Here is a 24796-nt window from a genome sequence, read left to right on the forward strand (position 1 = left end):
TTGGGTGTCATCCAGGCGTACCCGAACACTTTGCCAACATATCGGTCGGAAGACAAGACCTTGGCACTGTCAGGCACGAGTTCATGCGGTGAATCCTCTACCATGAGGGGGATGCATCCCCGTCGCTGTACCCGAGAACCAGGCCTGATCGCCGTCGCCGTGGCCAGCGTGGCCTTGGGGGCGTTCCTCATCGTCTTGGCTGGCCTGTCGCTCGCAGCAGCGCACGGCGGTTTCAGCTACGGCGTCGCGGCTGCCCTGGTGGTGTGGGCCCTCGTCGTCGCCGGGAGCGGCCTGCTCCTTTGGCGCGGGGCAGGCCGACTTCGTGGCGTCGTCGTGGCCGCCGGGCTGATGAACCTGTTCGCGTTCGGGCAGATGATTCCCAGCAACGGCCTCGCCGTCGTCGGCGCTGTTGCGGGGTTGGCCTGTGTGGTCGGTCCGCTTCTGCCGGGCAGCCGGGCCGCGCTCAGCGGCGAAGACTGAGCGCGATCCCCCCGGCACAGGCGCGGGTCGTCGTCACCTGAGGCGTATCGAAACCGTGGCGAGCGTAGGCCTGGGTGAGCGCCGTGGTGAAGGCTTGCAGTTCCCGGGTCGGAAGCAGAGCGATCACGGTGCCACCGAACCCGCCCCCGGTCATCCGGGCTCCCAGCGCTCCGGAGGCCACGGCGACCTCAACGGCAAGATCCACCGTGGGGACGGTGATCTCGTAGTCATCGCGCATCGACGCGTGCGAGGCCGTGAGGAGTTCTCCCACGGCCGCCCAGTCGTTGGCTTCGAGGGCTGCGACCGTGGCAAGGACGCGCGCGTTCTCCGTGACGACGTGCCGCACGCGGCGGACGTGCTCCTCATCGGAGAGCCGTGCGAGGGCGGCAGGCAACTCGTCGATCGTCACGTCCCGCAGAGCCGTGACCCCGAGGACGGCGGCTGCGGCCTCGCAGGATGCTCGCCGTCGCGCATAGTGGCCATCAGCTAGAACGTGAGGGCTACGCGTATCGACCAGCGCCAGGGTCAGGTCCGTCGGCAGCGCGAACGGAATCTGGCGGGCCGTCAGGGTGCGGCAATCCAGCAGCAACGCATGCTCGGCTTCGCACCACAGGCTGGCTCGCTGATCCATTGGCCCCGTGGGGATACCCAGGAAACGATTCTCTGCCGCCTGTGACACCGAGGCCAACTGCTCGGGGGTCAGGTCGAGGGACGCGAGTTGATCCAGCGCCAGCGCGGTTGCGCATTCGATCGCCGCCGAACTTGAGAGGCCCCCACCTAAGGGCACATCGCTGTCGAGTGCCAGATCGATCGCACCGATGGGGTGACCTGCATCGCGCAACGCCCACACCACACCGGCGATGTAGCCCCACCAGGCCCGCTCGCCGGGCTCCAGAACGTCCAAGACGACCGACGTACCCAGTTGCGCCGAGGAGATCGTTACCACGTCTCCCTCCCCGCCTCGGGACGCGGAGATCCGCGCGGTCTTGTCGAGCGCGATGGGGAGCACGTAGCCGTCGTTGTAGTCGGTGTGTTCACCGATCAGGTTCACACGGCCAGGAGAGACCCCCACTGCCTCACTCGTCATCGAGGTCATCCAATCTCGCCAGCCATGTGGCTAGGCGTTCCACCGGGATCTCGAACTCTGGGTTGAGATCAACGAACGTCCGAAACTGCTCAGCGAGCCAGGCCATCGTGACGTCATCATCGCCGCGACGGGTCTCCAACTCTTCGATCCCACGGTCAGTGAAGTACATCAGGCCCCTTCGAAGGCGCGCTGCAACAAGTCCGCCTCCTGCGCCACGTGGACCTTGTGCAGGCCCACCGACGGCGAAGACGCCTCGGGACGAGCGACGACAGTGAGATCCAGGTGATAGCCCCCGCCCATGGCCTCGTCGACCGCAGCGGGCAGATGCAGTGCCATGAAGGGCCACGCGCCCTGATTCAGCGGCTCATCCTGGACGAAACGGACATCGGTGACGTCGGGGTAGCGCCGAAGTTCGGCGACTAGATCCTCGATGGGCAGGGGGTAGAGCCGCTCCAGGCTCACGATGGCCACCTGAGATTCCAGGCCCCGCTTGGCCCGTTCGGCCACGAGATCCCAGCGGAGCTTGCCCGAGCACAACAGCACCGTCGTCACCGCGGACGGATCGGTGATCGAGTCGTCCCCGATCGCCGGACGCCACCGTCCATGGATGAACTCCTCGGGCTGTGAGACGGCCGCCTTGCTGCGCAGCATCGACTTGGGCGTCAGGATCACCAGCGGTCGGTGCCAGTTGACGTAGGTGTGGGTCCGCAGCAGGTGGAAATGGGACGCCGGGGTGGACGGCTGGCACACCGCCAGCGCGTCCTCAGAGCACAACTGCAGCCAGCGCTCAATGCGGGCCGAACTGTGATCGGGCCCCTGGCCCTCATAGCCGTGGGGCAGCAGCAGCACGACGCCAGACTTTTGAGTCCACTTGGCCGCGCCCGAGGAGATGAACTCATCGGCGACGGTCTGCGCCCCATTGGCGAAGTCGCCGAACTGGGCCTCCCACAGCACGAGCGACTGCGGAGAGGCCACGGAGTACCCGTACTCGAAGCCCATCACCGCGTACTCACTCAACAACGAGTCGTAGATGTGGAAGGTGCCCTGGGTCTCGCTGAGATGCTTCAGCGGGACGTATTCGTCGTTCGTCCGGCGATCCACCACCGCAGCGAAACGCTGGCTAAAGGTGCCCCGCCTGCTGTCTTGGCCGGTCAACCGCACGGTGCGGCCTTCCAACAACAGCGACCCCAGCGCCAAGATCTCGCCGGTGGCCCAGTCGATGGGGCCGTTCTCGATGGCGTGAGCGCGGCGCTGCATCTGGGGCAGCACCTTGGGATGGACCGCGAATCCGGCGGGGAAGGTCACCTGGGCCTCGGCGATGCGGTGCATGGCCTCGGTGGTGATGGCCGTACCTTGCTCGCGACCCAACTTGACCGGATAGAAGGGGACCCGGCTGTAGGAGTCGTCCTCCTCCTCATTGCCCTTGACGTCCTTGAAGACTCCCTCAAGGCGACTGCGGAACCGCTCCATCACCGCGTCCGCGTCCTCGGTAGAGATGTCACCGCGGCCAATCAGAGACTCGGTGTAGATCCGACGCACGCTGCGCTTTTGCTCGATGAGGTCGTACATCTTGGGCTGGGTGAAGCTGGGGTCGTCACCCTCGTTGTGGCCCCGGCGCCGGTAGGCCACCAGGTCGATCACAACGTCGGTATGGAAGGCTTGACGGTACTCGAAGGCCAGGCATCCGACGCGGGCGACCGCTTCAGGGTCATCGCCGTTGACGTGGAAGATGGGCGCTTGAACGACCTTGCCGACGTCGGTGGAGTAGACCGAGGACCGCGACTCGCTGGGCGCGGTGGTGAATCCGACCTGGTTGTTGACGACGATGTGGATCGTGCCGCCGGTCTTGTAGCCGCGCAGCCGGCTCATCTGCAGCGTCTCGTACACGATGCCCTGGCCCGAGAACGAGGCGTCACCGTGCAACAAGACGGGTAAGACGGAGTAGGCCTCGAGGTTGCCGGTGGCATCCATCTTGGCCCGGGCGATCCCTTCCACGACCGGGTTAACGGCTTCGAGATGGCTCGGGTTCGCCGCAACCGACGTCTTGATGACGTTGCCCTCCAGCGAGGTGAACTCACCTTCGGCGCCGAGGTGGTACTTCACATCGCCGGTCCCCATGTTCTGATGGGGGTCGATGCTTCCCTCGAACTCACGGAAGATCTGGCCATAACTCTTGCCGACGATGTTGGCCAAGACGTTGAGGCGTCCTCGGTGAGGCATGCCGATCGTGACTTCGGACAGGCCCGCGTTCGCGGCGACGTCGCAGACCTCGTCGAGCAGGACGATGGTCGACTCGGCGCCTTCCAGCGAGAAACGCTTTTGGCCCACGAACTTGGTCTGCAGGAACGTCTCGAAGATCTCGGACTCGTTGAGCTTGTCCAGGATCCGCAGGTGCTCATCCCGCGTCCACTTGGTGTAGGGGCGCTCGAAGTAGCTTTCGATCCACCGCCGCTTCTCGGGCTCTTGGATGTGCATGAACTCCACGCCGACGTGGCTGGAGTAGGCGGTGCGCAGTTGGCGCAGGACCTCCCGCAGCGTCATCGTCTCCTTGGCGTGGCCGCCGAACTCCCCGACGGGGAACTCGCGGTCGAGATCCCAAATCGTCAGACCGTGGGCTTCGAGCTCCAGTTCGGGATGGGTGCGCTGCTCGTACTCCAGTGGGTCGATGTCGGCCATGAGGTGGCCCCACATGCGGTACGCGTTGATGAGTTGCACCACGCGTGCGCCCTTGGAGAGCTCGAAGGTTCGGTGAGCCGAATCATCGGAGGCCCACCGAAGGGGGAGATAGGGGACACGCAGCGACAAGAAGACCTCGTCGTAGAAGCCGTGCTGCCCCAGGATCAACTCGTGCATCACCTTGAGGAACTCACCCGAGGTGGCCCCTTGGATGACGCGATGGTCATAGGTCGAGGTCAGCGTGGTGATCTTCGAGACGGCTAGTTCGCGCAAGCGCTGGTCAGAGGCCGCCTGGAACTCCGGCGGGTAATCCAGCGAGCCGACGCCCAAGATGACGCCCTGACCTGGCATGAGGCGGGGCACCGAATGGCTGGTGCCGATCCCGCCGGGATTGGTGAGGGAGGCGGTCGTCCCAGCGAAGTCGTCCACGGTCAAGGTGTTGGTGCGCGCCTTCTTGACCATGGCCTCATAGGCCTGCCAGAACTCGCGGAAGTTCATCTGGTCCGCGCCGGTGATGTTGGGGACCAAGAGGCGGCGGGAACCGTCGGGCTCCTTGAGGTCGATGGCCAGCCCGAGGTTCACCTGGTTGGGGACCACCAGCGTCGGCTTGCCGTTGACGACCTTGTAGGAGTTGTTCATGTCCGGCACGAGCTTGAGCGCCTGCACCATGGCGTACCCGAGCAGGTGGGTGAAGGAGACCTTGCCGCCCGTGGTCTTGGCGAGGTGCTGATTGATGATCTCGCGGTTGTCGAACAGCAGTTTGACGGGGATGTTGCGCACGCTCGTGGCCGTGGGGACGGCCAAGGAGAGATCCATGTTCTTCGCGGTCCGCATCGGCGTCCCGCGCAGGGTGACCTCGGTGGGCTCGGGCTTTTCTTGGATCGGTCGAATTGCGGAGGGCCTGTTGGCCGACAAGCCACCGGCGCTGCCCGGGTTGCGGGGTGCCCCCGTGGCGGAGGAACCCGAACGCGAAGCCACCACTGCGGGGCTGGGCCCATTGGCGGCATGGGGTGCCACGGCGGGGGTTGCGGGAGCGCTCGGCGCCGAAGGTGCGGCGGGGGCAGGTGCCGCGGGGCCCGCTGCAGGCACAGGCGCCGCCGCCGGTGCGGGGGGCGGCGTGGGCGCGGCTGCTGGCTTGGCTAGCGCGACCTTGGCCGACGGTTCAGCTGGGGCGGGGGCGTGCTCTACGGGAGCGGGTGCGGCCACCTGAGGGGGAGGGGCCGTTGTCGATGCCCCCGGGGGAGTCTGCTCAGCGCGCGAGGCGAAAAACTCACGCCACGCCGGATCAACCGAGTCGGGGTCGGTGGAATAGGCCTCGTACGTCTCCTCGATGAGCCAATCATTGGCCCCGAAGTCCGTGAGGTCGCTGGAGTTGTTGCCGGGCGCCGTCGCCACCATTGCCTTCTTCCATTCGCTCGCGCACGGGCGACCTGTCCGTCAGCGGCCGCCCGCTGCGAGCTTAGCCGCGATGGGCGATGGGGACGAACCCGGACACGCGCCCGGGAATGAGCGCGAGGCGTCGGCGATGAGGTGACAAGCAAGCGGGCCCTCGTCAGTTTCCTTCGGGCCGCGACGGGGAGGTGTGGTGATAGTGGTGGCGCCCCCAGCAGGATTCGAACCTGCGCTCCCGCCTCCGGAGGGCGGTGCTCTATCCCCTGAGCTATGGGGGCCATCCATGGCCGTGAAGGCCGGAGACGACTCTAGCACCTCCTTGCCGGGTCTCCGCGCGGCCGTGATGCGCGAAAGGTGTCCGAGCGGTGAGGTGCGCAGGATGCCCGAGGTGAGACATGGCAGAGTTGAGCGTCGTGACTCACATGCACGTTGCCGGATCCATCCATGCCGACGCCAGTTCCGCCGCACCCGTGTGGTTGGAGAAGCCGGTTGACGCCAATGTCCTCGTCGACGGGCTGTGGAGCGGCACTGCCGTGCGCGGTCAGGGTGGCGAAATGCACGTGGGCGGCTTGCCGGTGAGCGAGATCATGGCGCAGGCCGGATCGCCGGTCTATGCGATTGATGAGATCGACTTTCGTGGCAGGGCTCTCACCTGGGCGCAGGCATTCTCCGGATGGAAGGTCTACTACGCCGGCAAGAGCTTCCTCAGCGGCACCATCGCTCGCTGGGTCAGCGAGGAAGGCCTCAACCTGGACGTGTGCTCACTCGGTGAGCTGACCGTCGCGCTGCGCGCCGGATTCGATCCCGCACGCATCGGTCTCCACGGCAACAACAAGTCCGAGGAACTCCTGCGGCTCGCGCTGAGCACAGGAGTGGGACGCATCATCATCGACAGTTCCGATGAGATCACCAGGCTTGAGCGGATCGGAGCGGAACTGGGGGTGCGGCCTCCGGTGCTCATCCGTGTTACCACCGGCGTGGAAGCGCACACCCATGAATACATCGCAACCGCGCACGAGGATCAAAAGTTCGGATTCTCCATCGCGGGCGGGCAGGCGCTCGTCGCGTTGGTGCGCTGCCAAGGCAGCCCCCACCTGGACCTCGTGGGTCTTCACAGCCATATCGGCTCCCAGATCTTCGACACCAACGGGTTCGAGGTCGCCGCGCGCCGCACCCTGCGGTTGATGAGTCAGTTCAAGGAAGCCACCGGCGTCACCCTGCCGGAACTGGATCTGGGGGGCGGTTTCGGTATCGCCTACACCATTGATGATTCGCCCGCGACGCCCGCCGACCTCGCCAGGGGACTGTCCGACATCATCGAGCACGAGTGCCGCGCCTTCGGACTCGACAAGCCGCTCCTCTCGCTGGAGCCCGGACGCGCCATCAGCGGCCCTCCGGGAACGGCGCTCTACACGGTGGGCACGATCAAGGACGTCGAACTGGGCGGGGGGCAATCCCGCCGCTACATCAGCGTGGACGGGGGGATGAGCGACAACATCCGTCCGGCCCTCTACGCCGCCGAGTACTCCGCCGTCGTCGCCAACCGCGTCACCACCGCACCGCCCACGCTCTCGCGGGTGGTGGGTCTGCACTGTGAAGGCGGAGACATCCTCGTGCGCGATGTGTTCTTGCCCTCGGACATTGCGATTGGCGATGTCATTGCCGTGCCCGCCGCGGGCGCCTACAGCAGGTCGATGGCGAGCAACTACAACCACACCCCGCGCCCGGCAGTGGTGGGGGTCCGGGACGGTAAAGTGTCGGTCATCCTTCGGCGCGAGACGCTGGACGATCTGCTGGCCCTCGACGCCGGCCTGGACTGACGGACTGCGAGGACGACGAGGACCATGATGACGATCGGGGACGCCCCTGTGCGGGTGGCGCTGCTGGGCTGCGGCGTCGTGGGTTCACAGGTGGCGCGGATTCTGGTGGAGCAGGCCGACGACCTGCGTGAGCGTGTCGGTCGGCCGCTGGAACTGGTGGGGATCGGGGTGCGCCGAGACATTCCGCGTCCCGGGATCGATCCGGCCCTCCTGACGACCGACGTCGCTTCGCTGGTGCGTCGTGAGGATGTGGACATCGTCGTCGAGATGGTCGGCGGCATCGAACCGACTCTGACGTACCTGCTGGATGCCATCGCTGCGGGTAAGTCGGTGGTCACCGCGAACAAGGCCCTACTGGCCCAGCATGGTGACGCCGTCTTTGACGCGGCCCGCGATTCCGACGTCGACGTCTATTACGAGGCGGCGGTGGCGGGCGCCATTCCGATCATCCGTCCCTTGCGTGAATCCTTGGTCGGGGACGCGATCACGAGCGTGCTCGGGATCGTCAATGGCACCACGAACTACATCCTCGACCAGATGCACACGCGCAAGTCGACGTTCGCTGACGCTTTGGCCGAGGCTCAGTCGCTCGGGTACGCCGAGGCGGATCCGACGGCTGACGTCGAAGGGTACGACGCGGCTGCCAAGGCGGCGATCCTGGCGTCGCTCGCCTTCCACACCCGCGTGCACCTCGATGATGTCGACCGTGAAGGGATCACGGAGATCGACGTGCAGGACATCGCCGCAGCCGAGCGCCTCGGGTGCGTGGTGAAGCTCCTGGCCCGCTGCACGGTTTCTGCCGACGGGACCGTCGCGGTGGGCGTTCACCCCACCATGGTCCCTCTCGAGCACCCGTTGGCGGGGATCCGCGGTGCCTACAACGCCGTCTTTGTCGAGTCGGTGAACGCGGGACGACTGATGTTCATGGGGCCCGGTGCGGGCGGTTCCCCCACGGCCTCGGCTGTGCTGGGTGACATCGTCACGGCGGCACGCAACCGCGTTCGCGGCGTCGCCGGTCCGGGGGAGTCGGCCTACAGCACGCCCGGGATCACCCCCCCGGGTGCAGTTCGCTCGCGGTACTACCTGTCGGTGACCGTGCGGGACGAACCGGGCGTCTTGGCCCGCGTCGCCGAGGCCATGGCTCGCCAGCAGGTCTCCATCGCGGCTGTGCGGCAAGAGCAGGGCGATGAAGGCGGCCGGGCCCACCTGGGGATTACGACGCACGAGGCGACGCACGATGCTGTGCGGGCTGTGGTGACGCATTTGATGAGTACGGACGACGTGCACGGCGGCGTCCGCGTGTTGCGGGTGGAAGGGGCCTGACATGCTGATGGCGTGCTTGGACTTGGAAGGCGTCCTGGTTCCTGAGATCTGGATCGGGGTGGCCGAGCGCACGGGGATCGATGAACTGCGGCTCACGACGCGTGACATTGCCGACTACGACGAACTGATGACCCATCGGCTGTCCGTCTTGGACGCCCATGGCATCGGGCTCAGCCAGATCCAGGACGTGATCGCGTCGTTGTCGTCGCTGCCGGGAGCTCCCGCCTTCCTGGACTGGCTGCGGGAGCGCTTCCAGGTGGTGATCTTGTCGGACACCTTCTACGAGTTCGGTATGCCGTTGATGGCACAGTTGGGCCATCCGACGCTGCTGTGTCACCGGCTCGACGTCCGCGATGATCGCATCGTCGGGTACACGTTGCGGCAACGGGACCAAAAGACGAAGGCCGTCGCGGCCTTGCAGTCGCTGAATCTGCGCGTGGTGGCCAGCGGCGACTCCTACAACGACACCGGCATGCTCACCCAGGCCGATGCGGGGATCTTGTTCGACCCCCCGACCTCGGTGATCGAGGAGTTCCCCCAGTTCCCGGTGGCACGTGACTACGAACAACTGCGGGAGGCTTTCTCCCAGGCGGCTCAGCGTGTCGGCTAACAGCGCGACGGAGGGCGCAGCCCAGCCCGCGCCGTGGACGTGGCGCTCAGCGCTGATCCAGGTGGGGTGGTTCCTCCCCCCGATGGTGGCCGCACTCGTGATCGCCGCCATCACCATCCCCGGCGGGAGCCTGTTCCCATGGGCGCCCGCGATGATCGACCTGGATGTCTACCGACGCACGGGATCGATGCTCCTCGCCGGGCAGGACTTCTATGTTGCCGACGGCCTGCCCTGGATCTATCCGCCGTTTGCCGCGCTGTTCACCATCCCCTTGGCGGTCGTCCCACTCGCGGTCGCTCAGGTGGCATGGATCGCCCTCACCGTCACGCTTCTCATGGCGATGCTCTATCGCCTGGGGCTGTCCGGGTGGGTTTTGAGCCTGGCGACCACGGTGGCCGTCGTGTGTGCCGAGCCGGTGCGTGAGACGCTCGGCTTTGGGCAGTTGGGGGTTTTGCTGGTGGCGGCGGCGGTGCTGGATTCCCTCCCCGGCCGACGAATCCTGCCGCGGCGGATCCTGCCGGAAGGAACGTGGATCGGTCTTGCTACGGCCGTGAAGCTGACCCCTGCGACGGTGGCCGCCTACCAGTTCTTTGCGGGGCGTCGGCGTTCGGGTCTGGTCGCCTTCTTCACATTCGTGGCCGCGACCGGCCTGGGAGTGCTCCTGCTACCCGCCGGTTCCCTGCACTACTGGAGCGGACTCCTGTCGGGGAATTCAGGAATCAACAGCGGCATCATCTTTAAGACCAACCAGTCGATCATGGGTGCGTGGGCGCGGCTTTTCGGGGAACTCTCGCGCGGCGGGCTCGTCGTGAGTGCCCTCGTCGCTGTGGTGGGTATCGCCGTGGCCGTGATGGTTCACCGGACGGGGCAGGTGAGCCTGGCGATCTGCGTGGCGGGCCTGACCAGCTTGCTGGCGTCGCCGATCAGTTGGTCGCACCACTACGTCTGGATTGTGCCGCTCACCGTGATCCTGCTGAAGGGCAAAGACCTGTCCGCCCCGGTGCGCTGGTTCGGGCTCGCCTATGCGGCGTGGGTGTGGGTCGCGCCGTTCAAGGTCCTTCCGGGCGGTGACGGTGCGGAGTTGACCTACACGCCCGTGGAACAGCTCGTGGTCAACCTGGGCATCGCCATGGGGTTGGTGTTTGTGCTGCTGTGCGGGGTCTCCGCCTGGCGTTCTTTGCGAGCCCAGTCCTGAGCAGAGCCGTGCTAGGCTTGCTTTAGCGCACCACGTTGCGTGGCCCTGCAGGTGGGGCACCGAGCTGATTCGGTAAAGCCTGCTCCCCATTTTCCCGAGTGTCACCGCTGGTCTGCGACCGGCCCGCTGACGCCCCGCCCTCATGGCAGAGTGCCCGGAGGGAACCCGAGAGGATCCACGTGTCAGACATCGATTCGATGCTTCTCCCTGACCTGAAGAAACTGGCCAGCTCGCTGGGCGTCAAGTCCACTGGTTTGCGCAAGGCGGAGTTGGCCGCTGCAGTCAAGGCGACGCAGGCGGGGCAGGGCAAGGGCGCCCGCCGTCCCAGCCGCACGGAGGCCGCCCTGCCGCTCGAGGCGTCCGCGCCGACCGCTGAGGCGACTGCCGTGGAACGTCCCCGACGCCAGCGCTCCGCCCAGGCGAGCAGCACCCCGCAGACGTCCGGTACACGCGACGAGCAGCGCGCGTCCCAGCCCTCCACTTCGCCTGCCGCCACCGAAACACAGGAGCGCTCCGACGCCACCGCGGGGGGCGATGACGTCGCCTCACGGCTGGAGGCCCTGGCGGCCGAGGGACCGCGCCGCAATCGCAACCGGAACCGCAACAACGACGCAAACGAACAGCGCTCCACCGCATCCGCCCCGGCCAGCACCGACGAATCGCGCACTGCATCCAGCGCCGGGGCGAACACACACAACGCGTCCCGCTCCGCCGAAAACCCCTACGACGACGATTCCCAGGGGGGACGCCGCAACCGGCGCCGCCGCAACCGCGACCGCAACAATCGCCGCTCGGGCGGCTCCGGTGGGCGTAACGCCGGGCTGGACAAGCTCGACGTGGAGCCCACGGTCAACGACGACGACGTCCTCACCGAAGTCAGCGGCATTTTGGACGTCCTGGACAACTACGCCTTCGTCAGGACGTCGGGCTACTTGCCGGGCAACAATGACGCCTACGTCGCGCTCTCCATGGTGAAGAAGTGGGGGCTGCGCAAGGGCGACATCGTCACCGGTGCCATGCGTGCCCACCGCGAGGGCGAACGGCAGAAGTTCAGCCCGCTCGTCCGCATCGACACCATCAACGCGGCCGATCCGGCACTGGCGAAGGATCGTCCCGAGTTCAACAAGCTCACACCGCTCTACCCCCAAGACCGGCTCCGCCTGGAGACGACACCCACCAACATGACAGGCCGCATCATCGATCTGGTGGCCCCGATCGGCAAGGGTCAGCGTGGCCTGATCGTCTCGCCCCCCAAGGCCGGCAAGACGATGGTCATGCAGTCCATCGCGAACGCGATCGTCGCGAACAACCCCGAGGTGCACCTGATGGTCGTCCTCGTGGACGAGCGCCCCGAGGAAGTCACCGACTTCCAGCGTTCGGTGAAGGGCGAGGTCATCGCCTCGACATTCGATCGCCCCGCCGACGATCACACGACCGTCGCCGAACTCGCCATCGAGCGAGCCAAGCGCCTCGTGGAGCAAGGGCATGACGTCGTGATCCTGTTGGACGGCATCACCCGTTTGTCGCGTGCCTACAACCTCGCGGCGCCCGCCTCAGGGCGCATCCTGTCTGGTGGCGTGGACTCCGCAGCGCTCTACCCGCCGAAGAAGTTCTTCGGTGCCGCCCGCAACGTCGAGAACGGTGGCTCCCTCACCATCTTGGCGACGGCGCTGGTCGAAACTGGCTCCAAGATGGACGACGTCATCTTCGAGGAGTTCAAGGGCACCGGCAACATGGAACTGCGCCTGCGCCGTGAGATGGCCGACAAGCGGATCTTCCCCGCGATCGACGCCGTGGCGTCGGGCACACGCCGTGAGGAACAACTCATGACCCGCGAAGAGTTGGCGATCATGTGGAAGCTCCGCCGCGTCCTGTCTGGTCTGGAGGATCAGGCTGCCTTGGAGATGCTCATCAACCGCCTGCGCAAGACCCAGACCAACTTGGAGTTCCTGCACGTCATCAGCCGGACGACGCCCAGCGCCGAGTGACACCGGGCGGCCGGGGTCGCGGGAATGCCGGGGCCCCCGAGCGCGTTTGATGTCGTGAGCCTCGTACGGCAGAATGGGGCGTCGGTACCGGTTCACGCCTGAGCGCACGCTCATCATTCTTCGGCGACCCGGTCCCTTACGAATAGGAGAATCCATGAAGCAGGGTATTCACCCCGAGTACGTTGAGACCACGGTCACCTGTACCTGTGGCAACACGTTCACCACGCACTCCACCGCACCGAGCGGCGTCATCCGCGCCGAGGTGTGCGCGGCCTGCCACCCGTTCTACACGGGCAAGCAGAAGATTCTCGACACGGGCGGCCGCGTTGCCCGCTTCGAGAAGCGGTACGGCAAGCGGAACGGCTAGTTCCTCTCGACGCCGGGTGTCAGGACATGTTTCCTGGCACCCGGCGTCGTCGTTGTCCGCCCTCACCGTCGTCTCGAGAGGACCTCAATGTTTGGTCACGCCCACGAACTCGTTGCCGAGTTCGACGAGTTGACCCGTCAGCTCGCTGATCCTGCCACCCACGCCGACACGGCACTATCGCGGCGTGTCGGGCGCCGCTACGCCGAGTTGACGCCCATCATCAAGGGCCTGGCCGAGCACGAGGCGCTCGTGGCCGATCTGGAGGCGGCAAGGGAACTGGCCGCCGAGGATCCCGCGTTCGGCGCTGAGGCCGACGCCTTGGCCGAACGGCTGGGAGATCAGGAGGAGAAGCTGGCCGAACTGTTGGCGCCCCGCGATCCGCACGACAGCGCCGATGCGCTGCTGGAGATCAAGTCGGGGGAGGGCGGGGAAGAGTCCGCCCTCTTTGCGGGGGATCTGGTTCGGATGTACAGCCGTTACGCCGAGCATCGCGGCTGGAAAGTCGAGGTGCTGGAGTCCGCCGAGACCGATCTTGGCGGCTTCAAGTCCCTGACGATGGCGGTCAAGGCCGGCAGCCACTCCTCCCCAGACGCAATGCCGTATGGCGTCTTGAAGTTCGAGGGAGGCGTGCACCGGGTTCAGCGCGTCCCGGTGACGGAAACCCAGGGACGCATCCATACCTCCGCAGCCGGGGTCTTGGTGATGCCCGACATCGAAGACGACACCGAGATTGAGATCGATCCCGACGACCTGCGCATCGACGTCTATCGCAGTTCGGGCAAGGGAGGGCAGGGCGTGAACACGACCGACTCGGCCGTCCGGATCACCCACCTCCCGACGGGCGTGGTGGTGACCTGCCAAAACGAGCGAAGCCAGTTGCAAAACAAGGCCTCCGCGATGAGGATCCTGCGCGCCCGCCTGGCGGCTTTGGGGGAGGAGCAGGCAGCTCAGGAGGCCGCAGCCACGCGCCGCTCCCAGGTGCGCACCGTGGACCGCTCTGAGCGGATCCGCACCTACAACTTTCCCGAGAACCGCATTGCCGACCATCGGATCGGTTACAAGGCTTACAACCTGGACGCGGTGCTGGCAGGCGATATGTCCGGTGTGATCGAGGCCCTGCAGGCCGCGGACCTGGCGGAACGATTGGCGTCCGGAGGTGCCTGAGATGCCCATCTCGCGCGTCGTCGCTGCCACCGCGGCGCGCCTGGGATCAGTGGCAGAAGCGCGCCTGTTGCTGTGTCACGTCCTGGGAGTCGAACCATCCGCCCTGGTGCTCGCCCCACCGCTGTCAGGTGAGGCCTCCTCGCGGCTGGAGGAGATGCTCCGCCGGCGGGAGTCAGGGGAGCCAATCCAGCACATCACGGGCCTCGCCCCGTTCCGCACCACGACCGTGGAAGTGGGGCCAGGGGTCTTTATCCCTCGCCCCGAGACCGAGGTGATGACCGGTTGGGCGTTGGAGAGGATCGCCGCCCTCACCGCTGGGGGACGTACCGCGACGGTGGTGGAGTTGTGCGCAGGCTCGGGGGCTATCACCAAGGCACTCGCCACCGAGGCACCCCAAGCCTGCTACGCGGCGGTCGAACTCTCCGACGAGGCGTGGCCCTACCTGCAGCGCAACCTCGAGGGGTTCAGGGTCGATCTTCGGCATGAGGACATGCGCGAGGCGTTTCCTGACCTCGATGCGTCGGTCGATGTCGTGATTGCCAATCCGCCCTACGTTCCGTTGGAGCATTGGGCCGACGTCCCCGCTGAGGTGCGCGATCACGATCCCTGGATGGCACTCGTCTCGGGGCATGATGGCCTCGACGCTATGCATGTCGTCGCCGCGGTGGCGGCACGGCTGCTGCGTCCCGGTGGCGTGGTATGCGCCGAGCATGCCGAAGTGCAAGAGCACACCGCCCCGGCCATCTTCTCCGACAGTGGGTTGTTCAGCCGGATTCAGGATCATTGTGACCTCACCGACCGGCCACGGTTCGTGACCGCGGTACGTGCTGGCAGGATGGACGCGTGACGTATTCCGTGATCGCCGTCGGCGATGAAGAGGCGGCCTTCGACGCGGCACAGGCCGCTGTGGCCACCGGTGAGGTGATCGTTGTGCCGACGGACACCATCTACGGTGTCGGGGCGCTGGCCACGTCGGGTGCTGCGGTGCAGCGACTGCTGGACGCGAAAGAGCGCGGCAGGGACATGCCGCCCCCCGTCCTGGTTGCCGAGGTGGCCATGGTGCGCGCGCTGGCCGCGGGCGTCGATGAGCGCTTGACGGCATTGGCGGACGCATTCTGGCCCGGCGCGTTGACGATCGTCGTGACGGCGCGAGACTCGTTGCGGATGGACCTGGGGGACCGCGGGGACACCATCGCGGTGAGGGTGCCCGATCAGGCGTTCACTCGAGAACTGCTGCGGCGTACCGGTCCGCTCGCCGTGAGCAGCGCCAATGTGCATGGGCATGCCGCAGCGACGACGATCGCCGAGGCTGTCGAGCAGCTAGGGGAGCGGTGCAGCGTCTACCTGGATGCGGGGGTCGTCAACGATCCGGTACCTTCCACCATCGTGGATCTGACGAGCGAGCAGGCCACCGTGCTTCGAGAAGGTCGCATCAGCGTCAGTGAACTCAACGCGGCCGTCCCTGGGCTGATCGAGGTGCCATCGAGCGACCCGATCACCGATCCAGCGCCGGCGGAAGAGTCCATCAGCGACCCTGCCGACGACGGGCCTGCCGAGGATGAGCCTGCCAAGGATGGACGGGACGCGCGCGTCGAACCTGCTGCTCCGGGCCACGACGAGGTCTGAGCAGTGCGCGAGTACCTCCTGGTCCTGTTCGTCGCCGCCGGGGTGACGTACGTGATGGCCAGCCTCGCGCGGCGATTGGCGTTTCGCTACAACGCCGTTGCGCTGGTGCGCGTCCGCGACGTCCACACCAAGCCGGTGCCGTACTTCGGTGGCGTCGCTATGCTCGCCGGGGTGGCGGCCGCGCTCATCGTGGCGACGCACCTGCCCTGGTTGGGGCGCTATGAACTGGTTCAGCGCGATGCGTGGGTCATCCTGGCTGGCTGCGCGGTGATCTGCGTCGTCGGTGTAGTGGATGATCTGTTCGAGTTGGGGGCCGCAGCCAAACTGTCCGGTGAGGTGCTCGCTGCCGGGATCGTGGTCCTCAACGGCGTCAAGTTCTACTGGATCCCCTTTCCGGACCGGATCATTGCCCTGGACAACATTGCCTCGATCGCGCTCGCCGTCTTCGTCATCTTGTTTTGCACCAATGCCGTCAACTTGATGGACGGCCTCGACGGGCTTGCGGCGGGCGTGGTGGCCATCGGTGCCGCCTCCTACTTCGTGTACGCCTACCTGCTGAGCTTTGAGCAGGATCTCGTGCGGGCCACCACCAGTTCGTTGATCACCGTGGCCCTGGTCGGGATCTGCTTGGGGTTCCTGCCACACAACGTCCACAAGGCCCGCATGTTCATGGGCGACTCGGGCGCGCTCCTTCTCGGGTTCCTCCTCGCGACCTCGGTGATCAGCCTCACGGGGCAGTTGGACCCGTCTCGCCTGAACCTGAACACCGGATCGCCGTGGGCGGCCTACCTCCCGCTGTTGCTGCCCTTCGCGGTCATCGCCCTGCCCTTCATCGACCTCGTCAGCGCCTATACGCGCCGGACGCTGGCGGGAAAGCTGTGGTTCGAAGCAGACAAGCAACACCTGCATCATCGGATGCTCCAACTGGGGCACAGCCACGCCGGGGCGGTTGCCTTGCTGTGGTTGTGGGCCGCAGTCATTTCCTTTGGGATGGTGGGGCTCGGCATCGTGAATGCCACCTGGCCCGCCTATGCGACGGGTGCAGGGGTGGTGCTGGCGATCGTCCTCACGTGGTGGCCCCGGTGGCGCAGTCGGATCAGCCATGCGTGAGCGCAAGGCGCCGAGCGCCCAGGTTGTCCGGGCACAACGCCTCCTGGTGGGTGGTTTGATCGGCGGGCACGCCGCAGCGCTGACGGCCGTAGGGCTCATGTGGGCGCTCCGAGGGGCCAACGCTGGGGCAACCTCCGCGATCGCCGCCGCCGTCACCCTCGCCTTCTATACCGTCGCGCTCGGCGCCCAGGTCATGGTCGCGGACGCAGCGCCAAAGGTCGTGCTGTTCGCCTGGTTGGCCTCGTATCTGGCACGGGTGACAGTGCTGGGTCTCGCCTTGGCGGTGACGCTCACCCAGGCCGATCGCTTCGCCTGGCTCGACCCCGTAGCCCTCGTCGTGACGACCATCGCCGTGGTGCTGGGATGGATCGGTTTCGAACTGCATGCCTACTCCAAACTGCGCATTCCCGTGTTCGACCCGCCCGACTCCTCACCTGGTCACGGCTCGATGTGACTCAGCCGTGCCGGGTTGCTAGAGTTCCTGGCGCACCGGACCTCGCCTTTTGGGGCTGGCGGCGTTGATGGAATGACCGACCGCACAAGGAGGCGCAATGGGCGGTACCAACGGGTTGCTTCTTCTTCCGTTGGAGGGCGAATCGTGGCCACCGGGCGAGCACAGCTTCGACTCCCGACCGCTGTTCCCCGGAGTTCTGCCCGACTGGGTCAACAACCATGCTGCGCAAGCCCTCATCGGCGCGCTGCTGGTGATCCTCTTTTGGTGGTGGATGTCACGCAACCTCAAGACGGTCCCCACGCGCAAGCAGTTCGTCGGCGAGACGCTGTACAGCCTGGTGCGCAACAGCATCGCCCGCGACATCTTGGGGCACGACTTCCGTCGCTACCTCCCCTTCCTGCTCGCGTTGTTCTCCTTCATCTTGGTGAACAACCTCTTCGGTGAGTTCGCGCTCTTCATGTTCCCGACGTTCTCCAAGATCGGGTACGCCTGGGGGCTGGCGTTGTGCGCATGGCTGCTCTACAACCTCGCGGGCATCCGCAAGAAGGGGTTCTTCGGATACCTCAAGCATGCGACGCTTCCCGCTGGAGTGCCGAAGTTCTTGTGGATCTTGATCATCCCCTTGGAGTTTCTCTCCAACATCATCGTTCGACCGCTGACGCTCGGGCTTCGTCTCTTCGCGAACCTGTTCGCGGGGCACCTGGTCATCATGGTCTTCGTGGTGGGCGGCACCATGCTGCTGACCGCTACAGCGCCCCTGGAGGGCTTCGCTGTGCCGCTGCTGAAGACCGCTGGCGTGGTGTCCTTGCTGTTCAGCTTCGCCATCTTCGCTCTGGAACTGCTCGTTGGGGCGATCCAGGCCTACATCTTCACCGTCTTGACCGCGCAGTACGTGGCGTCGGCCATCTCCGACGATCACTGATATCCCGCTCGCTTTCGCCTGAAAGAAACCATCCGAAAGGAAATCCCAATGCTCCCCTTCCTGGAGATCACCATCAACGGCTCGATCAACATGATCGGCTACGCGCTGGCGACGCTGGGCCCGGCTCTGGGCGTGGCCTGGATCTTCGCCTCGGTCATCAACGGCACGGCACGCCAGCCTGAGGCCCGCGGAGCCATGATGGGCACCGCCTGGATCGGCTTCGCCGTGGTGGAGGCCCTGGCGATCATCGGTATCGCGCTGGCCTTCGTCCTGCGCTGACCTGGGGCATATCTATGTTGCCCCTCGAAGGTGCTCTCGGGCCGCTCCTGCCGGAGCATCCCGAAGAACTGGTCATCGGGATCGTCCTGTTCTTGATCATCTGGTTCGTTGCGTGGAAGGTGGTCGTCCCTCGTTTCGAGGAGATGTACGCCGAACGCACCGAGGAGATCCAAGGCGGGATCGAGAAAGCCGAAGCTGCCCAGGCTGAAGCTGACGCGGCTCGCGATGAGTACCGCGCGCAGCTGGCGACGGCACGCGATGAGGCAGCCCGCGTTCGTGAGGACGCCAAGGCGCAAGGCGCGGCGATCATCGCCGACATGCGCCAGCAGGCGATCGAGGAGAGCAGCCGACTCCTCTCCAACGCCAAGGCACAAATCGATGCCGAGCGTGCGACCGCGGTGACGCAACTGCGCGCCGAAGTCGGTGGTCTGGCGATCACGCTGGCTGGGCGGATCATCGGTGAGTCGTTGGACGATGACGCTCGCGCGGCCCGCACCGTCGATCGCTTTATCGCCGATCTCGAAACGCAGCCGGCGGGGCGGGCATGAGCGCCGCCGCCGAGGCACGCCTCACGGCCCTCGACGCAGTGGCGGACACACAGCCCGTCTCCGCCGAGCTAGCTGCCGACCTGTTTGCCGTCGCGGATGCCGTGGCGAGTCAGCCGGCGCTGCGGCGCGCGCTGACGGATCCCTCGACACCCGACGAGGCCCGACAGGCCCTCGCCGAGGCGCTGCTGGGGTCGCGGATCGGGGCGGCAGGGGTCGCGGTGGTGAGCCAGGCGGCCAGGGTGCGCTGGAGCGGCTCAGGTGCTTTCGTTGACGCCTTGGAGCGGCAGGGCGTGCGAACGCTTCTGCGGGTCGCCGAAAGCGACGGTGCCTTGGACACGCTCGAGGACGAACTGTTCAAGGTCGAGCGACTCGTGGATGCGACGCCGGCTCTGCGCAGCGCTTTGGCTGATCGTCAGGCGCCGGTGGAGGCCCGTCAGCGTCTCCTGGGCGACTTGCTGACAGGCAAGGTCTTGCCCGCGACCAGGGAACTGGCGTTGCGGGCGGTCGTCGCCCGCAAGCGCACGTTCGACCTCACCGTGGAGAGCTACCTGGCGGCGGCCGCTGAGTTACGTGCTCGCGCCGTCGTGACAGTGACCGTGGCTCGGCCCCTCACGGCAGAGCAAGAGAGCCGGATGCGCGTAGCCCTGACAGCTCAGGTGGGGCGAGCGCTCACCCTTCGAGTCGTGGTCGATCCCCACGTGCTCGGCGGGGTACGGGTGGCCATCGGTGACGAAATCATCGAAGGCACCGTGGCCGGGCGACTCCACGACGCCCGACGCAAGCTGGTCTGATCCAGCACTCGAAGACAGAACACTTAATGCAGGCAAGCGAAGGACGCATCCCATGGCGGAATTGACCATTCGTCCCGATGAGATTCGGGACGCCCTCGACCGGTTTGTCCAGGAATACACCCCCGGAGCGTCCACGCGCGAAGAAATCGGCGTCGTCGTGACGTCGGGCGATGGCATCGCCAAGGTGGAGGGCTTGCCGTCCGCCATGGCCAACGAGTTGCTGGAGTTCGCCAACGGGACGCTCGGCATCGCGCTGAACCTCGACGTGCGCGAGATCGGCGTCGTCGTCTTGGGTGAGTCCGAAGGCATCGAAGAGGGCTCCACGGTTCGCCGCACCGGCGAGGTGCTGTCGGTGCCTGTCGGCGAGGGATATCTGGGTCGCACCATCGATGCGATGGGCAACCCGATCGATGGGCTGGGGGAGATCGCCAACATCACCGGCCGTCGCGTCCTCGAACTGCAGGCTGCGGGCGTCATGGATCGCCAAGAGGTGCGCGAGCCGTTGCAGACGGGCATCAAGGCCGTTGACGCGATGATCCCGATCGGTCGCGGCCAGCGTCAGCTCATCATTGGCGACCGCAAGACCGGTAAGACGGCGATCGCGATCGACACGATCATCAACCAGAAGTCCAACTGGGAGTCCGGCGACCCGACCAAGCAGGTGCGCTGCATCTACGTCGCCATCGGCCAGAAGGGTTCCACGATCGCGGCGCTGCGCAAGACGCTGGAAGACGCCGGTGCCATGGACTACACGACGATCGTCCACGCCCCCGCCTCTGATCCCGCCGGCTTCAAGTACATCGCGCCGTACTCGGGCTCCGCTATTGGGCAGCACTGGATGTATGAGGGCAAGCACGTCCTCATCGTTTTCGATGACCTCACCAAGCAGGCCGAGGCCTATCGAGCGATGTCGCTGCTGCTGCGTCGCCCCCCGGGCCGCGAGGCGTACCCCGGCGATGTCTTCTACTTGCACTCCCGTCTCCTGGAGCGTTGCGCGAAGCTGTCCGATGAACTCGGCGGTGGGTCGATGACCGGTCTGCCGATCATCGAAACCAAGGCCAACGACGTTTCGGCCTACATCCCCACCAACGTGATCTCCATCACCGATGGCCAGATCTTCTTGCAGTCGGATCTCTTCAACGCCAACCAGCGCCCCGCCATCGACGTCGGCATTTCGGTGTCTCGCGTGGGCGGTGCCGCACAGATCAAGGCCATGAAGGGCGTCGCTGGCACCCTGAAGATCAGCCTGGCCCAGTATCGCGACATGCAAGCCTTCGCCATGTTCGCCTCGGATCTCGACGCGGCGTCTCGCCGTCAGCTCGACCGCGGCGCTCGGTTGACCGAACTCCTGCGCCAAGGGCAGTACCAGCCCTACCCGGTCGAGGAGCAGGTCGTCAGCGTGTGGGCGGGCACCAACGGCTACTTCGACGATGTCCCCGTGGAAGACGTGCTTCGCTTCGAGAGCGAGTTGCTGGAGCACCTGCGATTGAACACGCCGATCCTGGCCACCATCGCCGCCACCCAGAAGTTCGATGACGATACTGCCGCCGCCGTGGCCGCCGAGATTGCGGTCGTGAAGGAGCAGTTCGTCGCAGGGCAGGGCCACCACGTCGAGGGTGAAGATCCGACGAAGGCGCTGGGTGACGAGGACGTGGACGCCGAACAGATCGTCGTCAAGAAGGGCTGAGGCACGGTATGGCTTCGAGTCTGAGGGAGCTTCGGCAGCGGCGAAAGTCGGTGTCGGCGACCATGAAGATCACCAAGGCAATGGAGCTCATTGCCGCTTCGAAGGTGATCCGTGCGCGGCAAACGGCCCAGCGGGCCTTGCCGTACACCCGGGAACTCAATCGCGCGGTGTCCGCTTTGGCGACGCACGCGAGTGTGGACCATCCGTTGACGACACCCGCCACGACCGTGCGTCGCGCAGCCCTGCTGATCATCACCTCCGACCGAGGGATGAACGGTGCGTACAGCTCGAACGCCATCAAGACGGCCGCCCGCATGCGGACGCGCCTCGAGGAGCAAGGCGTGGAGGTGAAGCGATATGCGGTGGGGCGAAAGATCATCAACTACTGCAACTTCCGCCAGCTTCCCCTGGAGCGCACGTGGGAGGGCTTTAGCGATGCGCCGACCTACGCTGACGCGCACGAGATCGCTGACGCGCTGATCGCTGACTTCCTGAAGCCGTACGAGGAAGGGGGCGTCGACGAGATCCATGCGGTGTACACCCGGATGGAGTCGATGCTGACCCAGGTGCCCCGCGCCCGGCGGTTGCTGCCGTTGGAGGTCATCGCGGGCACGACCGCCACCGGTGCCCACGAGGTCATCCCGCAATACGAGTTCGAACCGGACCCGGAGACGGTGCTGGATGAGCTGATGCCGTTGTACGTCCGCAGCCGGGTGTGGTTCTACCTGCTGCAGTCGGCGGCGTCCCAGCTGGCCAGCCAGCAGCGGGCGATGAAGTCCGCGACGGACAACGCCAACCAGCTCATCGAAACCCTGACGCGCGAGGCAAACCAGGCGCGCCAGGCGGAAATCACCCAGGAAATCACTGAGATCGTCGGTGGAGCCAGCGCGCTCGCCGAGGCGAGCGCCGACTGAGGCAAAGGAAGCGAGAAGCAACATGACCGTGACTGCTGAGAACCCGACCCAGGCGCAGGCCGTCCCCGGCGTGGGGCGCGTTGCGCGCGTCATCGGCCCGGTGGTGGACGTGGAGTTCCCCGCCGACCAGATGCCCAACATCCTCAACGCCCTCAAGATCAAGATCGATGCGGGTGAGCTGAGCCGCGAGATCACCGCAGAGGTCGCCCTGCACGTCGGTGACAACATCGTGCGCGCCATCTCACTCAAGCCGACCGACGGCATGCGCCGCGGCACCGAGGTATTCGACACCGGCGCCCCCATCTCCGTGCCCGTCGGCATGGTGACCAAGGGCCGCGTGTGGAACGTGACCGGTGACGTCTTGAACGAGGACCCTTCGGGCGTCGTCATCGAGGAGCGGTGGCCGATCCACCGGCAGGCGCCGAAGTTTGACCAACTCGAGCCGAAGACCGAGATGCTGGAGACCGGCATCAAGGTGCTAGATCTGCTGACCCCTTACGTCAAGGGCGGCAAGATCGGCCTGTTCGGTGGTGCAGGCGTCGGCAAGACGGTCCTCATCCAGGAGATGATCTTCCGCATTGCGCACAACTTCGGCGGCACCTCGGTGTTTGCCGGGGTGGGCGAGCGCACCCGTGAAGGCAACGACCTGATCCACGAGATGATCGAGGCAGGCGTCATGAAGGACACCGCCTTGGTGTTCGGTCAGATGGATGAGCCGCCGGGCACCCGGTTGCGCGTGGCACTGACCGCGTTGACGATGGCGGAGTACTTCCGTGACGTCGAGAAGCAGGATGTGTTGCTGTTCATCGACAACATCTTCCGGTTCACCCAGGCGGGCTCCGAGGTCTCCACCCTGCTGGGCCGGATGCCCTCCGCGGTGGGCTACCAACCGAACCTGGCCGATGAAATGGGGCAGTTGCAGGAGCGCATCACTTCGACGCGCGGACACTCGATCACCTCCATGCAGGCCATCTACGTGCCCGCCGACGACTACACCGACCCCGCTCCGGCCACCACGTTCGCCCACCTGGACGCGACGACCGAGCTCAGCCGCGACATTGCCTCCCGTGGCCTGTACCCGGCCGTGGATCCGTTGAGCTCCAGCTCCCGGATTCTGGATCCCCAGTACGTGGGCCGCGAGCACTACGAGGTCGCGACGCGGGTCAAGCAGATCCTGCAGCGCAACAAGGAACTCCAAGACATCATCGCGATCCTTGGCGTGGACGAGTTGTCCGAAGAGGACAAAATCATCGTGGCGCGGGCTCGTCGCATTCAGCAGTTCCTGAGCCAGAACACCTACATGGCGACCAAGTTCACCCAGATTGAAGGATCGACGGTTCCGCTGGCCGACACCATCACCTCGTTCAAGATGATCTGCGACGGCGAGGTCGATCACATCGCCGAGCAGGCGTTCTTCAACGTGGGCGGTATGGACATGGTCATGGAGAACTGGGACCGCATCCAGAAGGAAGGCTGAGCATGGCGTTCGACTCCAGCCCCCTCCATGTGGAGGTGGTCAGCGCGGACGGGCTGATCTGGCAAGGCGACGCCTTGTCGGTCGTCGCCCGGACGATGGAGGGCGACATCGGCATCATGGCCAACCACGAGCCGCTGCTGGCCATCCTGGTTCCTTCTGCCGCCGAGGTGCTCTCCACGGAGGGGACGCGTGAAGTCGTCGCTGTCGATGGGGGATTCCTGTCGGTTGCGGACAATCGGGTCTCCTTGCTGAGCTCGTATGCGCGCTTGGCGCATGAGATCTCGTTGCCTGAAGCGGAGCGCGAACTCGCAGCAGCGCAGAAGGCGCTGGAGGGCGGGGACGCCAGCACCGAGACGATGCAGCACGTTCACCGAGCCAGTGCTCAGGTGCGTGCCGCGAAGCGGGCTGCGGAAAAGCACTGACGGGCGAGGGTGAGCATGGCAGATTGGGGGAGCGTCTCGGCCGGTGTCGCCGCCTTGGTGCTCATCTGTCTGCTGGCCCCCATCGCCTGGCTGTTGTTTCGACGTTCCTGGCTCTCGATGGGGCACGGACGCGTGTTCGCCTGCTCACTCCAACGCAACCCGACCTCCGTATGGAAGGTCGGGGTTGCGCGTTTCCACGGGGATGACTTCCAGTGGTACCGCGTCTTGAGCTTGTCCTTGCGTCCCAAGGTGACCTTGCGCCGTCAAGACACCGTGGTCCTCCACGTGCACCCCGCGCGCGGCGGAGAGGGGGCTGGCGTCTTCCCCGGACACGTCATGGTTGAGTTGGGTGGGGAGCAAGTCGGGGTGTCCCTCGCGATGGCACGCCCCGACCTGACGGCGTTTACCAGTTGGGCCGAAGCGAGCCCGCCCGGAATGTCGGACGGTCGGCTGATCGGCTAGGC

Annotated in this window: 24 protein-coding genes and 1 tRNA gene; 21 read left to right on the plus strand and 4 right to left on the minus strand. The window is 65.9% G+C overall.

All coding sequences use genetic code 11. The features are described from left to right. The first annotated feature begins 111 nt into the window (after nucleotides 1-111). A complete protein-coding gene (locus C1706_RS00525) occupies nucleotides 112-480 on the plus strand; it encodes a hypothetical protein (protein ID WP_129457256.1) in 369 nt (122 codons plus the stop codon). Here C1706_RS00525 and galK read toward each other — a convergent pair. The 4 genes from galK to C1706_RS00545 form a co-directional block, all read right to left on the minus strand. Continuing rightward, on the minus strand, nucleotides 464-1567 hold the full coding sequence (galK, locus tag C1706_RS00530) for a galactokinase (protein WP_164987368.1): 1104 nt from the start codon (nucleotides 1565-1567) through the stop codon (nucleotides 464-466). The two genes, C1706_RS00525 and galK, sit on opposite strands and share 17 nt — an antisense overlap. After that, nucleotides 1557-1736: a DUF6104 family protein gene (locus C1706_RS00535; RefSeq protein ID WP_129457258.1), complete on the minus strand. Its 180-nt coding sequence runs from the start codon at nucleotides 1734-1736 to the stop codon at nucleotides 1557-1559. The genes galK and C1706_RS00535 overlap by 11 nt, the downstream gene beginning before the upstream one ends. Then, a complete protein-coding gene (locus tag C1706_RS00540; protein ID WP_431830668.1) occupies nucleotides 1736-5638 on the minus strand; it encodes a multifunctional oxoglutarate decarboxylase/oxoglutarate dehydrogenase thiamine pyrophosphate-binding subunit/dihydrolipoyllysine-residue succinyltransferase subunit in 3903 nt (1300 codons plus the stop codon). The genes C1706_RS00535 and C1706_RS00540 overlap by 1 nt, the downstream gene beginning before the upstream one ends. 200 nt (nucleotides 5639-5838) lie before the next feature. Continuing rightward, a tRNA-Arg gene (locus C1706_RS00545) sits at nucleotides 5839-5913 on the minus strand. A 135-nt stretch (nucleotides 5914-6048) separates the two neighbouring features. On the opposite strand from C1706_RS00545, the gene lysA reads away from it, so the two are divergent. From lysA to C1706_RS00645, 20 genes are all read left to right on the plus strand, one after another. Beyond that, nucleotides 6049-7455: a diaminopimelate decarboxylase gene (gene lysA / locus C1706_RS00550; protein WP_129457651.1), complete on the plus strand. Its 1407-nt coding sequence runs from the start codon at nucleotides 6049-6051 to the stop codon at nucleotides 7453-7455. Between the two features lie 27 nt (nucleotides 7456-7482). Next, nucleotides 7483-8778 carry a homoserine dehydrogenase gene (locus tag C1706_RS00555; RefSeq protein WP_129457652.1) on the plus strand — a complete coding sequence of 432 codons (1296 nt, stop codon included), beginning with the start codon at nucleotides 7483-7485 and terminating at the stop codon, nucleotides 8776-8778. A gap of 1 nt (nucleotide 8779) precedes the next feature. Then, nucleotides 8780-9388 carry a bifunctional phosphoserine phosphatase/homoserine phosphotransferase ThrH gene (thrH, locus tag C1706_RS00560; RefSeq protein ID WP_129457260.1) on the plus strand — a complete coding sequence of 203 codons (609 nt, stop codon included), beginning with the start codon at nucleotides 8780-8782 and terminating at the stop codon, nucleotides 9386-9388. Beyond that, a complete protein-coding gene (locus C1706_RS00565; RefSeq protein ID WP_129457261.1) occupies nucleotides 9378-10583 on the plus strand; it encodes a glycosyltransferase 87 family protein in 1206 nt (401 codons plus the stop codon). The genes thrH and C1706_RS00565 overlap by 11 nt, the downstream gene beginning before the upstream one ends. A gap of 179 nt (nucleotides 10584-10762) precedes the next feature. Continuing rightward, entirely contained in the window at nucleotides 10763-12571 is a 1809-nt protein-coding gene (gene rho, locus C1706_RS00570) for a transcription termination factor Rho (protein ID WP_284690539.1), read from the plus strand. Nucleotides 12572-12725: 154 nt separating this feature from the next. Then, nucleotides 12726-12938 carry a 50S ribosomal protein L31 gene (gene rpmE / locus C1706_RS00575; protein ID WP_129457263.1) on the plus strand — a complete coding sequence of 71 codons (213 nt, stop codon included), beginning with the start codon at nucleotides 12726-12728 and terminating at the stop codon, nucleotides 12936-12938. Between the two features lie 87 nt (nucleotides 12939-13025). Beyond that, on the plus strand, nucleotides 13026-14102 hold the full coding sequence (gene prfA, locus C1706_RS00580) for a peptide chain release factor 1 (protein ID WP_129457264.1): 1077 nt from the start codon (nucleotides 13026-13028) through the stop codon (nucleotides 14100-14102). A 1-nt stretch (nucleotide 14103) separates the two neighbouring features. Then, complete coding sequence (prmC, locus tag C1706_RS00585) at nucleotides 14104-14949, plus strand: peptide chain release factor N(5)-glutamine methyltransferase (protein WP_129457265.1); 846 nt, start codon at nucleotides 14104-14106, stop codon at nucleotides 14947-14949. Then, nucleotides 14946-15728: an L-threonylcarbamoyladenylate synthase gene (locus tag C1706_RS00590; RefSeq protein ID WP_129457266.1), complete on the plus strand. Its 783-nt coding sequence runs from the start codon at nucleotides 14946-14948 to the stop codon at nucleotides 15726-15728. Before prmC ends, C1706_RS00590 begins: the two co-directional genes overlap by 4 nt. Before the next feature lie 3 nt (nucleotides 15729-15731). After that, nucleotides 15732-16838, plus strand: a complete 1107-nt coding sequence (locus C1706_RS00595) for a glycosyltransferase family 4 protein (RefSeq protein ID WP_129457267.1) — start codon at nucleotides 15732-15734, stop codon at nucleotides 16836-16838. Further along, nucleotides 16831-17292 carry a hypothetical protein gene (locus tag C1706_RS00600; protein WP_129457268.1) on the plus strand — a complete coding sequence of 154 codons (462 nt, stop codon included), beginning with the start codon at nucleotides 16831-16833 and terminating at the stop codon, nucleotides 17290-17292. The genes C1706_RS00595 and C1706_RS00600 overlap by 8 nt, the downstream gene beginning before the upstream one ends. A gap of 97 nt (nucleotides 17293-17389) precedes the next feature. Further along, nucleotides 17390-18214, plus strand: coding sequence for a F0F1 ATP synthase subunit A (gene atpB / locus C1706_RS00605; RefSeq protein ID WP_129457269.1), 825 nt, complete (start codon nucleotides 17390-17392; stop codon nucleotides 18212-18214). A gap of 48 nt (nucleotides 18215-18262) precedes the next feature. Continuing rightward, nucleotides 18263-18493 (plus strand): ATP synthase F0 subunit c, encoded by a 231-nt coding sequence (locus tag C1706_RS00610; protein ID WP_129457270.1) that lies wholly within the window; start codon nucleotides 18263-18265, stop codon nucleotides 18491-18493. A gap of 14 nt (nucleotides 18494-18507) precedes the next feature. Continuing rightward, complete coding sequence (locus C1706_RS00615) at nucleotides 18508-19041, plus strand: F0F1 ATP synthase subunit B (protein WP_129457271.1); 534 nt, start codon at nucleotides 18508-18510, stop codon at nucleotides 19039-19041. After that, the gene (locus C1706_RS00620; RefSeq protein WP_129457272.1) at nucleotides 19038-19832 is read left to right on the plus strand and encodes a F0F1 ATP synthase subunit delta; all 795 of its coding nucleotides are present in this window, start codon (nucleotides 19038-19040) and stop codon (nucleotides 19830-19832) included. The genes C1706_RS00615 and C1706_RS00620 overlap by 4 nt, the downstream gene beginning before the upstream one ends. 52 nt (nucleotides 19833-19884) lie before the next feature. Next, nucleotides 19885-21519, plus strand: a complete 1635-nt coding sequence (gene atpA, locus C1706_RS00625) for a F0F1 ATP synthase subunit alpha (RefSeq protein WP_129457273.1) — start codon at nucleotides 19885-19887, stop codon at nucleotides 21517-21519. A gap of 8 nt (nucleotides 21520-21527) precedes the next feature. After that, nucleotides 21528-22433 (plus strand): F0F1 ATP synthase subunit gamma, encoded by a 906-nt coding sequence (locus C1706_RS00630; RefSeq protein WP_129457274.1) that lies wholly within the window; start codon nucleotides 21528-21530, stop codon nucleotides 22431-22433. A gap of 22 nt (nucleotides 22434-22455) precedes the next feature. Beyond that, nucleotides 22456-23910 (plus strand): F0F1 ATP synthase subunit beta, encoded by a 1455-nt coding sequence (gene atpD / locus C1706_RS00635; protein WP_129457275.1) that lies wholly within the window; start codon nucleotides 22456-22458, stop codon nucleotides 23908-23910. A gap of 2 nt (nucleotides 23911-23912) precedes the next feature. Then, nucleotides 23913-24332, plus strand: coding sequence for a F0F1 ATP synthase subunit epsilon (locus C1706_RS00640; RefSeq protein WP_129457276.1), 420 nt, complete (start codon nucleotides 23913-23915; stop codon nucleotides 24330-24332). A gap of 15 nt (nucleotides 24333-24347) precedes the next feature. Further along, the gene (locus C1706_RS00645; RefSeq protein ID WP_129457277.1) at nucleotides 24348-24794 is read left to right on the plus strand and encodes a DUF2550 domain-containing protein; all 447 of its coding nucleotides are present in this window, start codon (nucleotides 24348-24350) and stop codon (nucleotides 24792-24794) included. The last annotated feature ends 2 nt before the right edge of the window (nucleotides 24795-24796 follow it).

This window comes from Propioniciclava flava (assembly GCF_004126535.1).
In the GTDB taxonomy this organism is placed as follows: domain Bacteria; phylum Actinomycetota; class Actinomycetes; order Propionibacteriales; family Propionibacteriaceae; genus Propioniciclava; species Propioniciclava flava.

Coding starts and splice junctions, on each gene's coding strand:
- atpD (WP_129457275.1), top strand. CDS start 22,456: ATGACCGTGACTGCTGAGAACCCGACCCAGGCGCAGGCCGTCCCCGGC.
- atpA (WP_129457273.1), top strand. CDS start 19,885: ATGGCGGAATTGACCATTCGTCCCGATGAGATTCGGGACGCCCTCGAC.
- C1706_RS00610 (WP_129457270.1), top strand. CDS start 18,263: ATGCTCCCCTTCCTGGAGATCACCATCAACGGCTCGATCAACATGATC.
- C1706_RS00645 (WP_129457277.1), top strand. CDS start 24,348: ATGGCAGATTGGGGGAGCGTCTCGGCCGGTGTCGCCGCCTTGGTGCTC.
- C1706_RS00600 (WP_129457268.1), top strand. CDS start 16,831: ATGCGTGAGCGCAAGGCGCCGAGCGCCCAGGTTGTCCGGGCACAACGC.
- C1706_RS00620 (WP_129457272.1), top strand. CDS start 19,038: ATGAGCGCCGCCGCCGAGGCACGCCTCACGGCCCTCGACGCAGTGGCG.
- prmC (WP_129457265.1), top strand. CDS start 14,104: ATGCCCATCTCGCGCGTCGTCGCTGCCACCGCGGCGCGCCTGGGATCA.
- C1706_RS00615 (WP_129457271.1), top strand. CDS start 18,508: ATGTTGCCCCTCGAAGGTGCTCTCGGGCCGCTCCTGCCGGAGCATCCC.
- atpB (WP_129457269.1), top strand. CDS start 17,390: ATGGGCGGTACCAACGGGTTGCTTCTTCTTCCGTTGGAGGGCGAATCG.
- C1706_RS00555 (WP_129457652.1), top strand. CDS start 7,483: ATGACGATCGGGGACGCCCCTGTGCGGGTGGCGCTGCTGGGCTGCGGC.
- thrH (WP_129457260.1), top strand. CDS start 8,780: ATGCTGATGGCGTGCTTGGACTTGGAAGGCGTCCTGGTTCCTGAGATC.
- C1706_RS00630 (WP_129457274.1), top strand. CDS start 21,528: ATGGCTTCGAGTCTGAGGGAGCTTCGGCAGCGGCGAAAGTCGGTGTCG.
- C1706_RS00640 (WP_129457276.1), top strand. CDS start 23,913: ATGGCGTTCGACTCCAGCCCCCTCCATGTGGAGGTGGTCAGCGCGGAC.
- C1706_RS00525 (WP_129457256.1), top strand. CDS start 112: ATGCATCCCCGTCGCTGTACCCGAGAACCAGGCCTGATCGCCGTCGCC.
- rpmE (WP_129457263.1), top strand. CDS start 12,726: ATGAAGCAGGGTATTCACCCCGAGTACGTTGAGACCACGGTCACCTGT.
- C1706_RS00535 (WP_129457258.1), bottom strand. CDS start 1,736: ATGTACTTCACTGACCGTGGGATCGAAGAGTTGGAGACCCGTCGCGGC.
- galK (WP_164987368.1), bottom strand. CDS start 1,567: ATGACGAGTGAGGCAGTGGGGGTCTCTCCTGGCCGTGTGAACCTGATC.
- prfA (WP_129457264.1), top strand. CDS start 13,026: ATGTTTGGTCACGCCCACGAACTCGTTGCCGAGTTCGACGAGTTGACC.